Below are 14501 nucleotides of genomic sequence, written 5' to 3'. Positions count from 1 at the left end.
TGGAATCAGCGTTCCTGTCAAGCCCATGAAACTTCACTCCAGCCTATTGGCGCTCATCGCCATCGCCTCCACCGCGTCTGCCGGTTCTCTTTACGAGGTCCCTCTCAAGGATATCGAAGGTCAAGACACCTCATTGAAGCCCTATGAAGGCAAGGTGATGCTCATTGTGAACGTCGCCTCCAAGTGCGGCAACACCAAGCAATACACCGAACTCCAAGCCCTGCACGAAGAGTTCGAGAAAGAAGGGCTCGCGGTGCTCGGCTTCCCTTGCAATGACTTTGGCGGTCAGGAACCCGGAACCAATGCGGACATCAAAGAATTTTGCTCCCTCAAGTATCACGTCACCTTCCCGATGTTTGACAAAATCACCGTCAAAGGCCCGAACAAGCATCCCCTGTATCAAGAGCTCAGTGGCCCAACCTCCCCCTTCCCCGGAGATGTGAAGTGGAATTTCGGGAAATTCCTCGTGGGTCGTGATGGCAAGATTTTGGCTCGCTTTGAACCCAAAACCAAGCCGGATGATGCGGCAGTATTGAGCGCCATCAAGGACGCCCTAGCGAAGTAGCAATTAGCATCCGAAGAGCGCTCATTCGAGTCATTTGATCAGGCACTTAAAATAGAATGGAAACGGGGCTGTGGATGATGGAATTTTTGAGCACTAGACTTCAGTTTTTATGTCTCTTGGAGATTCTCCTTTGGACAGCGTCTTTGTTGTCCTTAGGTTCACTGCCACTGGCTCTGTCAGTTCAGCTTTTTGTCTCCGCTTTCTTCCCATGAACGATTTCGCTCCGGATTCAGGTTACGCGCCGCCGCCCCTTGTGCCTTCACCTTCTTATGAGCCGCCTACGCCACCAGCGACACCTCAGTTACCGCGCTCGACTCAACTCCTGAATCAGATCCGCGCGGCAGTGGAGCAGGTCTTCGTGGGGCAGACCGAGGTGATTCATCAGGTCCTTGCCGCCCTGCTGGCGGGTGGGCACGTGTTGCTGGAGGGTAAACCAGGGCTGGGGAAAACCCACCTCGTGCTGGCGTTGAGTCGGACCTTTGGGGCAGGTTTTCGTCGCATTCAGTTCACGCCGGATCTGATGCCCTCGGATGTGACGGGACATACCCTCTATGATCTTGGTAGCCAGAGCTTCCGCGTGCGTTACGGGCCGGTTTTCACCCAGCTTCTGCTGGCGGATGAGATCAACCGTGCGCCCGCCAAGACCCAATCGGCCTTGCTGGAGGTGATGCAGGAGGCACAGGTGACCATTGATGGAGAAACGCATGCCTTGCAGCCTCCGTTTATGACCTTTGCGACGCAGAATCCGATCGAGCAGGAGGGCACCTATCCCCTGCCCGAGGCTCAGCTCGACCGTTTCCTGCTCAAGGTCTTGATTGATTATCCCAATGCTCAACAAGAGGCTCAGATCGTGCGTGCGGTCTCCTCAGCCGCCGGGGGACGCGGGCTGAATCCGAATGATGTGCCGCCCGTCTGCTCGACCGAAGACATCCTCCAGGCTCAGCGTGAAGCGGCTGCGGTGGAAGCCGTGGAAAGCGTCGTCAACTATGCGGTGAACCTGACACGGGCGACCCGTAACCATGGAGCCATCGCTCTGGGGGCTGGCACACGCGGTGCCATCAGTCTCGTGCGAGTGGCCAAGTCCTATGCTCTCCTGGAAGGACGAAACTACATCACGCCGGGCGATGTCAAACGGGCGTCTCTACCCGTCCTACGCCATCGTGTGACCCTCACGCCAGAGGTGGCGATCTCGGGTCAAACCGTGGATCAAGTGCTGGAGTCGGTGATTCGAGGTGTGGAAGCACCACGCATGTAAACGCCACGTCTCTCCGCGAGCCCCATGCGCCCCACTCTCTTTACGCTGCGCCTGCTTTCTGCCTGGACCGTCCTCGGTCTATTGGCGTCGATTTGGCCGCAGTTGCAGATGGCATGGATGGTGTGTGGAGGGCTGCTGGGCATTCTAGCAACGGCTGACTTTTTCACGCTGCCACACTCGCGTAAGCTGAGCCTGGAACGAACGCTACCAGGCCGCTTTGCCCTGGGCGTCAGCTCTCAGGTGACGCTCACGCTGAGACACACGCTCCAGCGCCCGCTCAAGGTATCGGTGCATGATGGGCTTCCGGATGTCGCCACTGCGGAGGGGCTGCCGTGGTCTGGCAAGCTGCCTCCTCAGCAGCATACAGATCTCGTTTACAATGCTCATTTCACCAAACGCGGTCAGCATCAGTTCACACCCGCCCATGTGCTGGTCGAGTCCGGACTGGGCTTTTGGCAGCGGCAGTATCGTCCAGGACCGGTGAGCGAAACACGGTGTTATCCGAACTATGAGCCCGTGGTGCGGTTTGCCCTGCTGGCCACAGCAAATCGCGAAGAGCAAATGGGCATCGTGAAGCGCAAGCGCACCGGTGCGACGTTGGATTTCCATCAACTGCGTGAGTATCAGGACGGCGATGTCCTCTCGCGCGTGGATTGGAAAGCGACCTCCCGACGGCAGTCTCTGGTCAGCCGCGACTACGAAGAGCAGAAGAACCAGAGCGTGATCCTCGTGCCGGACTGCGGGCGGCGTATGCGGGCTCAGGATGGTGAGCTCACCCAATTCGATCATTGTCTCAATGCCATGCTGCTGATCGCCTTCATTGCGCTCCGTCAGGGGGATGAAGTGGGCGTCACGGGTTTTGGGGGCGCACAGCGCTGGCTCAAACCTGTCAAAGGAGCTCCGGCCATGCCGAAGTTGCTGAACCATCTTTACGACTACGAGACCACCACCGAACCGAGCGACTTCATCGAAGCCGCCGAACGAGTGATGGCCCTGCAAAAACGCCGGGCACTGATTATCTTGCTCACCAATCTGCGCACGGAAGACACCAGCCACCTGACCAAAGCGGTGAAGCTTCTGCAAAAACGGCATCTCGTGCTGGTGGCCACGCTCCGCGAGGCTGAGCTAGAAACTCGCGCGGACAAACCCATCGCCAACCTGCAGGATGCCGCAGCCTATGGTGCGCTTTGCCATTACAATGAGCAGCGAAACCACCTATTGCACTCCTTGCGCGCCAATCGCATTTTCACCGTGGATGAAACGGCTCAAAATCTGCCTATCGCATTGGCGAATCAGTATCTTGATCTCAAAGCATCTGGTCGCATTTGATCGAATCCCAACCCTTAAGGCATGATGATTGCCGCCACACATGCGGTGGAATAACAGGCTAGCAAACCACCGATCATCGACTTTCCCCCCAGCTTTGCCAATTCCTCACGGCGACTCGGCACTAAGGCACTGATACCGCCGATCTGAATGGCGATGCTGGAGAAATTCGCAAATCCACAGAGAGCATAGGTCGCTATCGTCTGGCTGCGTACATCCAAGGCCACGCCCTTTTGGCTGAGCTGGCTCAGGTTGAGATAACTGACAAACTCATTCAAGACGATGCGCTCCCCGAGAATCGAGCCGACCACCTGACAATCTTTCCAAGGGATGCCCATGAGCCAAGCGAAAGGCGCATTGATCCAACCGAGCACGGTTTGAAGGGGGTGTGCATCAGTGATTCCGACGACCCCAAGTCCCAAGGATAACAAATAATTCGCCAAAGCCACCATGGAGACAAAAGCAATGAGCATGGCCATCACATTGATCGCCAGCTTCATGCCATCCCCTGCCCCGATGCAAATGGCATCAATGCCATTCACTGACTCGCGTGGTGGCGAGCGATCTGCCCCGTGAGCGGTCTCACTGACTTGCGTTTCCGGCAAAAGAATCTTGGCCATCATCAGCGCAGCGGGAGCACTCATGAAGGAAGCGGTGAGCAAGTGACCCGCCGAAATTCCAAAAGATACATAGGCCGCCATGACGCCACCAGCAATCGTCGCCATGCCCCCCGTCATCAGCGCCATGAGTTCACTCCGGGTCATGCTGGCTAGATAGGGCTTGATCACTAAGGGGGCTTCACTTTGCCCCATGAACACGTTGGCCGCGGAAGCGAGGCTTTCACTGCCACTGGTGCCCATCAGTCGCCGCATCCCCCAGGCCATTAAACGAACCACCCTCTGGAGGATGCCATAATGATACAGCGCCGAGGAAATGGCTGAAACGAGAATGATCGTGCCCGTCACTGTGACCACAAACACGAAGGTGTTTTCCGGTCCCCACGACCGAGCCAAAACCTCCGTATTGGCAAGGGGTCCGAACACCAAACTCACCCCTTCATTGGCAAAGCTCAGAAGCTTTTTGAAGACTCCATCAAGCTGATTGAAAAACCATGCCCCGGCTTGGGTGCCTAAAATCAACCATCCCAAGAGAAATTGCAGCCCCAATCCCGCGATGACTGTCCGCCAGGGAAATAGCCGCCGTTGGGAGGATAAAATCCATGCGAGAAGGATAAAAACGACGAGACCCAGGAAAGCAGTGGCTGCGGACATTGGATTGTGCGCAGCCAGTCTCGCAGAAATCGCGCCGGGAGAGCAAAGCTTTTGTTAGCGGGCGATGGATTGCGTCGCGTTGCGGATCTTCTTGAGCTCTTCCAGCTTTAAGCGCTCGTCCTGGCTCATCGACTCATTTTTCATGCGATCCTGGTGCGAAGCGCCCCAGAGGAAAAAACCGACATCAGCCACCAGAAAAAACATGGAGACGATGATGCCGATCTTTTTCAGGCGCTCGTCGATCGCCTTGTTCTTATTGACTGAAAAGTCTTCCGCTTTGCAAAAGTGGGACTGATAGAGGCGCCGCCATTGCCGGGGCTCCCGCGAAATGACGAAGGACCATACAAACAGCGCCGTTAAGACGATGCAGATGATCTGATATTGAAGCGGAAAGCGATCGTCCATAGGGGGGAGTTGGCGGACTCCCTACTGGATAAAACGCCGCTTTCCGCTTGGCAATAGCGGAATCCTTTAAACTGCACTGAATCGGTCGGCCGCCGGCGTCTCCCCAGGAACAATCTTTGCTTTACCGTTGGCAGCCAAGTGGCTGGCCATGTGCCAAGCATCCTCGGCATCCACGTTCAATTTTGCTCCCAATTCATCGGCCGTCAGCCCAGCTCCCGAGAGGGCAGAGAGGACCTCACCCATCTGCTTCAGGAAAGTGGTAGCCGCTTTCTTACCAGCCTCCACACCTGGCTGATGGTAGGCGTTCACGTTCACGAGCGTCGCGTAGTAGCCCACGGCACGTTCAAAGAGACCAATCAGCAAACCGAGGGTGAAGGCACTGACTTCCTCCACGCTGAGGGTAATGGATTCACGACCTTTTTCCGCCAAAGCGGCACGGGTGCCCCGCAGGAAGCCCTGGAGATAATCTCCGCTGGTGAAGCCGGGCTCCACTTCAAAACCGGCGGTGTCCCTCGCCTTTGCCACCTGAATGAAGGTCACAAAGAAGTTATTCACGCCATCACGAAGCTGCTGCACATAGGCGTGCTGATCGGTGGAGCCTTTGTTACCATAAACCGCGATCCCCTGATTGACCACATTGCCGTCGAGGTCGTGCTCTTTCCCGAGCGATTCCATGACGAGCTGCTGAAGGTATTTGCTGAACAAGACCAGGCGGTCTTTGTAAGGCAGCACCACCATATCCTTGGCTCCCTTGCCCTTGCCGGCACTGAACCACATGAGGGCGAGCAACATCGCAGCGTTTTCACGAGCCGGACGAGTCCGGGTTTCTTCATCCATGGCAGCAGCGCCAGCCAGGAATTGACGAACGTCCACCCCCTGAAGGGCTGCGGCGATGGTGCCTACGGCACTCATTACACTGGTGCGTCCACCGACCCAGTCCCACATAGGGAAGCGGGTCAGCCACCCTTGGGCAATGGCGTGCTTATCCAATTCACTACCCAATCCCGTGACTGCGACGGCGTGCTTGGCAAACTCAAGCCCTTTGGCCTTGTAAGCAGCCTCTGCTTCCAGCATGCCATTACGGGTCTCCTTGGTGCCGCCCGACTTCGAGATCACCAACGTCAATGTCGTCGCGATTTCATCGCCCATCTGAGCGACGATGCGGTCCATGCCATCAGGATCGGTATTGTCGAAGAAATCAATGGCCAACGGAGGATTGGCCGGTGTGATGGCCTGGGCAACCAGTTGAGGTCCGAGAGCAGACCCGCCGATACCGACGACGAGAACACGGGTAAATTTCTGCCCGTTGGCCGCCAAGATCTTGCCTGCGTGAACGTCGGCGGCAAAGTCCAGCGTGGCGTCCAGGGTGCCATCAATCTCCGCCCTAAGCTCGGCTGGAGCGAGCGAAGAATTGCGCAGCCAGTAATGTCCTACCATGCGGCCTTCATCGGGGTTAGCGATGGCCCCCGCCTCCAATTCCTTCATGGCCGCGAAGGCTTTTTCAATCGCAGGAGCTTGCGTCTCAAACAAACTCTCCTCGAAGGACATGCGACTGATGTCGATGGAGAAACCGATCTGTGGGTAACGGACGAAGAATTTCTGGAAGCGATCCCAGTGGCTGCTTGTGGTGCTCATGGAGCGCCTAAGGAGCATGGACGCTGCCAGGGTGCAACTGTGATGTGCGCATCAGGGGCATGAAAAGCTTGCATGCTTTCCATGAGATAAATCACCGTAGGGACCTGCGGTGCCCCTTTAGCCAGATGGGGCTCACACAATCTGGGAGGGAACTGAGGGCTGGCGATCCCAGTAGCCTGGACGGTCATAGTGACGGTGAAGGGCAGCCTCGTCCGTACGGCTAGGCAAGGCGTCCTCGTAAAATTCGGGTGAATTCTTGATCGCTTCACGGGTCAGATTCACGGTCACCTGATGGTCCGTCCAACTCACGCGTTCAATCCAGTCAGGAGCGATGAGGACTTTTTTCCCTGGCCACCAGTTTCGTGTATCGACGACGAGGTAGCGGATCGTCCACTCGACATCATCAATGAGGAAATCCTCCACATGACCGATTTCACCATCCTTCGCCTCGATGGGATACCCGGTGACTTCGCGACTGCTACGCAGATGCGGGTCCCAGGCCTTTTCTTTGGCGGGTGAGCGCACCCATTCCTCTGGATCACGAAGTAGGTAGGGGGAATACCCCCAGGCGTCCATGCCCGCCCAATAAACAGGCCAACCGTAGTAGCCATAGTAGCTCTCCTCAAATTGACGAGAAACAGGCTTGTCCGAATCCAACGAGGGGCTGTCTTCGATCTGCTGCTTGGTAAGATTGACTTCGATTCTCTCCTCATCTGCCAGAGCCCCCACGAGGGCATAGGGGGAGATTAAAACCTGTCTGCCAGTCAGCCAGCCTCCGGTATCGGCCACGAGGTAGCGAACGGTCCAGTAGCGATCATCAAAGTAAAACTCGCGCGCCTTACCGATCTCGCCATTCAGACTGTCCAATCGATACCCTTTGATGTTTTTTGCCAGATGCAACATGATGGTTCTTCCTTTCAGTTTGGGGTTGGTTAGCCAAGAAGCACCGTCATCCCCGACCTCGTGAATCATGAGCAGATGGTGTCCTCCGCTACAAGAAGGGTTCGCTCTTCACCACTGTTGTGGATGTATCACGTCGTTCTCCCAAGAAAGGGAGAACGCGCACTCATGAAATCATCAGGCAATCAGTTCACGCACCACCTTGGCAGGCTCTACTCCCGTCAACTTCTGGTCGAGTCCTTGGAACTTGTAGGTGAAGCGGTCACTGTCGTAACCAAGCAGGTGCAAGACCGTGGCGTGGAAGTCACGGATGTGGAGCGGGTCTTTAACGATGTTGTAGCTAAACTCGTCCGTCTCACCATAGATTGCTCCACCTTTCGCACCACCACCCGCCATCCACATGGTAAAACAGCGGGGATGGTGATCTCGACCATAGTTCTCTTTCGTCAGTCCGCCCTGGCTATAGATGGTGCGGCCAAATTCCCCGCCCCAAATGATGAGTGTATCTTCAAACATCCCCCGCTGCTTGAGGTCTTCGATCAAGGCATGGCAGGGCTGATCAATGTCCTTGCACTGGCTGGGCATACGACCCGCCACGTTGCTATGATGATCCCAGTTGTTCAGATAGATCTGGGTAAAGCGGACCCCACGCTCTGCGAGGCGACGGGCCATCAGAACGCTATTGGCAAAAGTGCCGGGCTTTTTAGCTTCATCTCCGTAAAGCTTGAAGATGTGCTCGGGTTCCTTGGAGATATCCGTCAGCTCAGGCACGCTGGCCTGCATGCGGAAAGCCATTTCATACTGCTGAATACGTGTGTGAGTCTCAGGATCCCCGACCTGCTGATAGTTCAGCTCATTCAGAGCATTCATCCCCTCAATGGTGCGCTTCCGCACGCTGCTAGGCACCCCTGGCGGGTTATTGATGAAAAGGATGGGATCGCCCTTACTGCGGAACGAAACGCCTGCATGCTCTCCCGGCAAATAACCACTGGACCAAAGGCGAGAGGAGATGGCCTGCTCCTGCTCACGATTCGTCGGCGTCGCGATGAGCACCACAAAGGTAGGCAGATTCGAGTTCATGGAGCCAAGTCCATACGAAGCCCATGAACCCAGGCAGGGGCGCCCAGTGATTTGGTTCCCCGTCTGCATGGCGCAGATGGCAGGCTCGTGATTGATGGCCTCCGTGTGTAAAGAACGCATCCAGCAGATGTCATCGGCATGACGAGACAAGTGTGGCAACAAGTCCGAGTTCATCCACATGCCGCACTGACCATACTGAGCGAAGTTGAACTTCGATGGAGCAATCGGAAACCTTGCCTGACCACTCGTCATGGTGGTGAGCCGCTGGCCATTGCGGATGCTGGCAGGGAGGTCCTTGTCATACCAATCCTTCATGACAGGCTTGTAATCAAACAAGTCCATCTGCGAAGGACCACCGACCATGTGCAGGTAGATCACCCGTTTGGCCTTCGGTGCAAACTGCGGCATCACCATCCCTTGTCCCGCTAAGGCTGAACGCTGCAAGGATGAGCCTAACAGCGAGTAAAGTGCAGCACCACCCAAGGCGTTCTTGCCCTTGGCGAAGAACTGCCGCCGGGTTTCAAAGGTATTCCATTCGTTAAAAAGGCTCATGGCGATCAAAAGGTTACTTGTTCAAGACTTCATCCAGATTCATGACCTGACTGGTCACCATCGTCCAAGCCGCCAAATCAGCAGCGGGCAGCTTTTCATCGGGTTTAGCTTCACCCACAGCAATGAGGGCTTTGGCATCCTCCTCGTGAGCTTGATAATGCGCTTGCAGATCTTTGAGTCCCGCTTGGAGAATGGCCAACTCGGCCTCTTTAAGAGGACGGCAGAGCAGTCGCTCGGCCACGGCATTGAGCTTAACCGTGTCATCACCGCCCGCTTTCATGACACGCTGAGCCAAGCTGCGTGAGGCCTCAATAAACTGCGGGTCATTCATCACGACCAGAGCCTGCAGCGGGGTATTGGTGCGATCACGCCGCACGCAGCTCACTTCACGACTTGGAGCATTGAAGACATCCATGTTTGCTGGCGGAGCCATGCGTTTCCAGAAGTTATACACGGTGCGGCGATACAGGTTTTCGCCTTGGTCCTGCACATACTTCTCCGTCCCCATCCCGACCACCTCCCAGATGTTTTCTGGTTGATACGGCAGGGTGCCAGGGCCGCCCATGCGAGGAGACAGAGTGCCGCTAGCCGCCAGAACGTAGTCGCGGATCATCTCAGCATCCATGCGGAAGCGAGGACCGCGACTGAGTAAGGCATTGTCCCGATCTTTATCCAACTTGGCTTGCGTGATTGTGGCCGCCTGACGATAAGCAGAGGACGTGACCAGCATTTTGTAGAAGCGCTTCACATCCCAACCGCTTTCACGGAACTCCACCGCCAACCAGTCCAGCAATTCGGGGTGGGTGGGGGCAGCGCCCATGATACCGAAGTCTTCGCTGGTCACGACGAGGCCGCGACCAAACAACTCCTGCCACATGCGATTGACTGTGACCCGCGCCGTCAAAGTATTCTCAGAGCTCACCAGCCAACGTGCCAGGCCTAACCGATTTTTGGGTGACTCTGCAGGCAATTTTCCCAGAGCCACCGGCACAGCCGCCTCCACAGCCTCACCCACCTGATCGTATTGGCCACGCATCAGGATGTTCGCCATGGGCTGAGTATCCATCTTCTCTTCCTGAATGTGAGTGATAGGGCTCCGCGCCTTGATAGCAGCCTGCTCACCTTCGAGCTTCGTGGAACGATTGTTGGCGCTTTGATAACCTGCATGGCGAGTCACCAGATAGTGCTCAAACAACGCTTCTTTCTGCTTTGGACCACGCTTACTAGCTGCCAGCATGAGTCGAAGCGGTCCCACCTTTGAAATGGTGGTGATTTCCGCCGCGCTCAGCTGGCGATCATAGATGCGCACATCTTGCACTGAGCCTTCATGGAACACTTGCACATGGCTACGCTGCCCGATGCGGGTGTGCGTTTTCGTGCGGATGGTGTTTTTCAAGGCATTGGTGTCGATCTTCAGTTCCTGAGCGACTCCATCAATGTAGATCTTCACGCCTTCGGCTTTACCACTGCCATTGTAGGTCACAAAAACATGCTGCCAGACACCCGGGCGAACCGAGGGGCGGCGAGTGCTGACCTTCAGCGCATCATCAGGCCAGTTGTTGATGATGTGAACGGAATAGCTGCGGTCATTCTGGTAAAGATCCCAGCCTCGATAACCTCCCTTTTCATCCATACGAGCCAGGATGCCCCCGCTCATGCCGACCTTCCCTGCTCTCACCCAAGCGCCATAACTGAAGGCCTGATCTTTTTCAAAGTCGCCCACGTCGCCGATGTCAAACGTGCTATTGGTCCCCATCACAGGCGCAGGGCCAATTTTACCATCCGGCTTCCACACGATCGGCCCCAGGGCCTGAAACTTCTGCGAGACTCCACAGGTGCCGATGACCTCGCTACCGACACCTTCGTTCAAGGGCACATGCGCGAGCATGCCTTTGGCAGGGACATCTTGATCCAGATCCTCGGGCTTCGCTGAAGTCAGCCACTGATCAAACTCAGGAGCCGCCAACTTGCGATTTTCCTGCATCTCGGTCTTCGCCTGAGCGATCTCTGTCGGCAAGGCATCCCACCGCGGGCGATCTTTTTCCGTGGGCAAAACGAGAATGGGGCCATTGCCATCCTTCACGTTGCCATCTTTCGGCTTCTGGGTGGTGTTCCGAAAGAAAGCCGCCAGTGAGTAGTAATCTCGTGCCGAAATGGGATCAAATTTATGATCGTGACATTGCGCGCAATTGGTGGTTAGGCCCATGTAAACCCAGCCTAACGTCTGCACGCGATCCGCCGCGTAGTTGGCCAAGTTTTCTTCATCAATGGTGCCGCCTTCATTCGTGGTGATGTTACAGCGTTGAAATCCTGTCGCGATCAACTGCTCGTCAGTAGGCTTGGGCAGTAGATCACCGGCGATTTGTTCAATCGTGAAACGATCAAAAGGCATGTTTTGATTGAAGGCGCTGACGACCCAATCACGATAGGGCCACATCTCCCTCGGTTTATCGAAATGCAGCCCGTGAGTATCTCCATAACGAGCGGCATCCAACCAATAGCGCGCACGATGCTCACCATAGACGGGGAGCTTCAGCAGCTCATCCACCAACTCCGAGTAAACAAGGTCCGGGAGACGTCCTCCCTCTGCCTTGCTCTGATAGCGCTGGAGAAGCTCCTGGCTGGGTGGCAGACCCGTAAGATCCAGAGTGACCCGGCGGATGAGGGCATGTGCTTCCGCCTCAGGTGCAGGAGTGAGTCCAGCTCTTTCCAAACTCGCCAAAATGAAACGATCCACTGGAGTTTTGGGCCATGCTTTGTCTTTTACCTCCGGTTGAGGTGCACGCTCCGGTTTGATCAGCGACCAGTGAGGTTGCCAAGGAGCGCCTTCTTCAATCCACGTACGAATTTTAGCGATCTGTTCCGGCTTGAGTTCCTTGTGGGACTCCAGCGGCGGCATCACGTCATCTTCGTCCTCCGTGATCAGACGTTGATAGAGCGGACTCGCCTCAGGTTTCCCCTTGAGGACGGTGGGGCTTTCACCTTCCTTCGCCGTGAAGAAACCCGCTTCGGTATCCAAACGGAGCCCCGCTTTCCGTGTCCCTGGATCTGGACCATGACAGTGGAAACACGCATCCGCCAAAATCGGCCGAATGTCCTGATTGAAGGCCACCGGACCTTGACCAGCACCCCAGAGCGCGCCGGAACTCCCCAGGAGACTGAGGATGATGTGAAGACGAGGAAAAGACATGCGGAAACTCAGAATCGTGAGGAATGAAAAGTGGAATGAAGTTAATTACGGCATTCTGCCGCATTCCTTCCCCAGGGGCGCTCCTGAGTCAAAGCGGGCCAATCCAAGATCAAAAAGTGCCAAGTTTGGCGAAGCATTATTAGTATCAAACCAAGCGCTTCACTCGAGGTTTAAATATTGTGGAGTAACTGCAGGGCAGCAAAACAGCATCACCGCGCTTTTATCAGGCGTGGACTAGTCACCTCCGCCAAATCAGCCAACGACGTCACAAAAAAGCCCCTATCCGCACGGCGAATAGGGGCTGAACAAAGAGTCTAAATTTCGTTAAACGGTCTTGCGCTTACGCTTCAGATGAAGCTGAGCTGTGCTGCGTTGGATCATGGCCATGACAGCGGCCACTTCGCTTTGCTGCTCGCCTTGCTTGAGGTCTTCAAGCGCACGCTTGGCACGCTCCAGGGCTTCTTCCACGGCTTTCTCGTCAATGTCATCGCTGCCGATAGCCATGTCTGTAAGGACACGAGTGGTGGAGCCTGTCACTTCGACCAAACCTTCACCAACAGCCAATTCCGTGGTTTTACCGCCCTTGGTGTAGCGGAGTTCACCGACTTGGAGGGTCGTTACCAGAGGAGCGTGAGAGGGCAAGACGCCCATTTCACCTTCGAACCCCGGGAGCACAACCGTGTCCACTTCATCCGAAAAGATGCGTGCTTCGGGAGTAACGATTTCGAGTTTGAGAGGCATGGGAAAAGGTCAGAGAGTCAAGAGATCAAAAGGTCAAGCTGAGCAAGGTGGCCCCACGGGGATGTTGAACCACCTCAATCCTTGACCAGGCAGGCTTACGCCTTCGGCACAGTGTCGATACCACCCTTCATGTAGAAGTTGGCTTCTGGCACATCGTCGTGCTTGCCGTCCAAAATTTCGGCAAATCCTTTAACGGTGTCCTTGACGGACACATATTGGCCTGGAGTGCCAGTGAAGATTTCAGCCACGTGGAATGGCTGAGAGAGGAAACGCTGAAGTTTACGAGCGCGGAACACGATCAGCTTATCTTCGTCGGACAGTTCGTCCATCCCCAGAATGGCAATGATGTCCTGAAGGTCTTTGTAGCGCTGAAGAACGCGCTGAACACCACGAGCCACGCGGTAGTGCTCTTCACCAACGATTTCTGGAGCCAAAGCCTTGGACACGGAAGCAAGAGGATCCACGGCAGGATAGATACCAAGCTCAGCCAAGGAACGCTCAAGCACGACGGTGGAGTCAAGGTGAGCGAAGGTGTTGGCAGGAGCAGGGTCGGTCAAGTCATCCGCAGGAACGTAAACGGCCTGGAAGGAAGTGATGGAACCACTCTTGGTGGAGGTGATGCGTTCCTGCATGGCACCCATTTCAGCCGCAAGAGTTGGCTGATAACCCACAGCGGAAGGCGTGCGGCCCAGAAGAGCAGACACCTCAGAACCAGCCTGGGAGAAACGGAACACGTTATCCACGAAGAGAAGCACGTCCTGGTTTTTCTCGTCGCGGAAGTATTCAGCCATGGAGAGAGCAGACAGAGCCACGCGAAGACGAGCACCTGGAGGCTCATTCATCTGTCCATAAACGAGAGCCACCTTAGAGCCGGGCTCGCTGATGTAACCGCCTTGTTCATTGCGAAGGATATTGTGACCGTCCTTCTTCACCTTGATAACGTCGGACTCGATCATTTCATGGTAAAGGTCGTTACCCTCACGAGTACGTTCACCCACACCAGCGAAAACGGAATAACCACCGTGACCCTTGGCGATGTTGTTGATGAGCTCCATGATAACCACGGTCTTACCCACACCAGCACCACCGAAAGCACCCACTTTACCACCTTTGGTGAAGGGGCAGATGAGGTCGATCACCTTGATACCCGTCTCGAGAATCTGAGCGGAAGGGTTCTGATCAACGAGAGCTGGGGCTGGACGGTGAATCGGATAGCGCTTCGTGGTCGTCGGATTTGGCTGGTCATCGATAGCGTCGCCAGTGACGTTGAAGATACGGCCCAGAACTTCTTCACCCACAGGAACGGTGATCGGCGCGCCCGTGTCGGCCACGTTCATACCACGCTTCAGACCTTCAGTGGAAGACATGGCCACGGAGCGAACCCAGCCATCACCCAAGTGCTGCTGCACTTCGCAGACCAGACGTGAGCTTTTACCGCCGAGATCATAGTTGATCTCCAGCGCGTTGTAGATTTCTGGCAGTTTGCCAGTGGCGGAGAAGTCCACGTCCACCACGGGACCAATGACTTGAACGATATTGCCGATGTTGCTCATGGGTTGATTTGAAAAGGATGAATTGAAA

The 14501-nt window shown here is 55.6% G+C and carries 11 protein-coding genes; 3 read left to right on the top strand and 8 right to left on the bottom strand.

Going from position 1 to position 14501, the window contains the following annotated elements:
* Positions 1-25 precede the first annotated feature (25 nt).
* From B5D61_RS07235 to B5D61_RS07225, 3 genes are all read left to right on the top strand, one after another.
* Positions 26-565 (top strand): glutathione peroxidase, encoded by a 540-nt coding sequence (locus B5D61_RS07235; protein WP_078812667.1) that lies wholly within the window; start codon positions 26-28, stop codon positions 563-565.
* Positions 566-773: 208 nt separating this feature from the next.
* Positions 774-1820, top strand: coding sequence for an AAA family ATPase (locus B5D61_RS07230; protein WP_078812666.1), 1047 nt, complete (start codon positions 774-776; stop codon positions 1818-1820).
* 24 nt (positions 1821-1844) lie between these two features.
* A complete protein-coding gene (locus B5D61_RS07225; protein WP_078812665.1) occupies positions 1845-3149 on the top strand; it encodes a DUF58 domain-containing protein in 1305 nt (434 codons plus the stop codon).
* 14 nt (positions 3150-3163) lie between these two features.
* On the opposite strand, the gene B5D61_RS07220 is transcribed toward B5D61_RS07225, so the two are convergent.
* From B5D61_RS07220 to atpD, 8 genes are all read right to left on the bottom strand, one after another.
* Complete coding sequence (locus B5D61_RS07220; RefSeq protein WP_078812664.1) at positions 3164-4417, bottom strand: NupC/NupG family nucleoside CNT transporter; 1254 nt, start codon at positions 4415-4417, stop codon at positions 3164-3166.
* Between the two features lie 54 nt (positions 4418-4471).
* Complete coding sequence (locus B5D61_RS07215; protein WP_078812663.1) at positions 4472-4822, bottom strand: hypothetical protein; 351 nt, start codon at positions 4820-4822, stop codon at positions 4472-4474.
* Positions 4823-4888: 66 nt separating this feature from the next.
* A complete protein-coding gene (locus B5D61_RS07210; protein ID WP_078812662.1) occupies positions 4889-6457 on the bottom strand; it encodes a glucose-6-phosphate isomerase in 1569 nt (522 codons plus the stop codon).
* Positions 6458-6589: 132 nt separating this feature from the next.
* Positions 6590-7360, bottom strand: coding sequence for a PRC-barrel domain-containing protein (locus tag B5D61_RS07205; protein WP_078812940.1), 771 nt, complete (start codon positions 7358-7360; stop codon positions 6590-6592).
* A gap of 174 nt (positions 7361-7534) precedes the next feature.
* Positions 7535-8989: a DUF1501 domain-containing protein gene (locus B5D61_RS07200; protein ID WP_078812661.1), complete on the bottom strand. Its 1455-nt coding sequence runs from the start codon at positions 8987-8989 to the stop codon at positions 7535-7537.
* Positions 8990-9002: 13 nt separating this feature from the next.
* Entirely contained in the window at positions 9003-12179 is a 3177-nt protein-coding gene (locus tag B5D61_RS07195; RefSeq protein WP_078812660.1) for a DUF1553 domain-containing protein, read from the bottom strand.
* A 324-nt stretch (positions 12180-12503) separates the two neighbouring features.
* Positions 12504-12920 (bottom strand): ATP synthase F1 subunit epsilon, encoded by a 417-nt coding sequence (gene atpC, locus B5D61_RS07190; RefSeq protein ID WP_078812659.1) that lies wholly within the window; start codon positions 12918-12920, stop codon positions 12504-12506.
* 95 nt (positions 12921-13015) lie between these two features.
* Positions 13016-14473: a F0F1 ATP synthase subunit beta gene (atpD, locus tag B5D61_RS07185; RefSeq protein ID WP_078812658.1), complete on the bottom strand. Its 1458-nt coding sequence runs from the start codon at positions 14471-14473 to the stop codon at positions 13016-13018.
* Between the last annotated feature and the right edge of the window lie 28 nt (positions 14474-14501).

The organism is Prosthecobacter debontii (assembly GCF_900167535.1).
Taxonomy (GTDB): Bacteria; Verrucomicrobiota; Verrucomicrobiia; order Verrucomicrobiales; family Verrucomicrobiaceae; genus Prosthecobacter; species Prosthecobacter debontii.
This window is presented reverse-complemented; position numbering and strand designations above follow the sequence as displayed.

Coding starts and splice junctions, on each gene's coding strand:
- B5D61_RS07235 (WP_078812667.1), top strand. CDS start 26: ATGAAACTTCACTCCAGCCTATTGGCGCTCATCGCCATCGCCTCCACC.
- B5D61_RS07230 (WP_078812666.1), top strand. CDS start 774: ATGAACGATTTCGCTCCGGATTCAGGTTACGCGCCGCCGCCCCTTGTG.
- B5D61_RS07225 (WP_078812665.1), top strand. CDS start 1,845: ATGCGCCCCACTCTCTTTACGCTGCGCCTGCTTTCTGCCTGGACCGTC.
- B5D61_RS07220 (WP_078812664.1), bottom strand. CDS start 4,417: ATGTCCGCAGCCACTGCTTTCCTGGGTCTCGTCGTTTTTATCCTTCTC.
- B5D61_RS07215 (WP_078812663.1), bottom strand. CDS start 4,822: ATGGACGATCGCTTTCCGCTTCAATATCAGATCATCTGCATCGTCTTA.
- B5D61_RS07210 (WP_078812662.1), bottom strand. CDS start 6,457: ATGAGCACCACAAGCAGCCACTGGGATCGCTTCCAGAAATTCTTCGTC.
- B5D61_RS07205 (WP_078812940.1), bottom strand. CDS start 7,360: ATGTTGCATCTGGCAAAAAACATCAAAGGGTATCGATTGGACAGTCTG.
- B5D61_RS07200 (WP_078812661.1), bottom strand. CDS start 8,989: ATGAGCCTTTTTAACGAATGGAATACCTTTGAAACCCGGCGGCAGTTC.
- B5D61_RS07195 (WP_078812660.1), bottom strand. CDS start 12,179: ATGTCTTTTCCTCGTCTTCACATCATCCTCAGTCTCCTGGGGAGTTCC.
- atpC (WP_078812659.1), bottom strand. CDS start 12,920: ATGCCTCTCAAACTCGAAATCGTTACTCCCGAAGCACGCATCTTTTCG.
- atpD (WP_078812658.1), bottom strand. CDS start 14,473: ATGAGCAACATCGGCAATATCGTTCAAGTCATTGGTCCCGTGGTGGAC.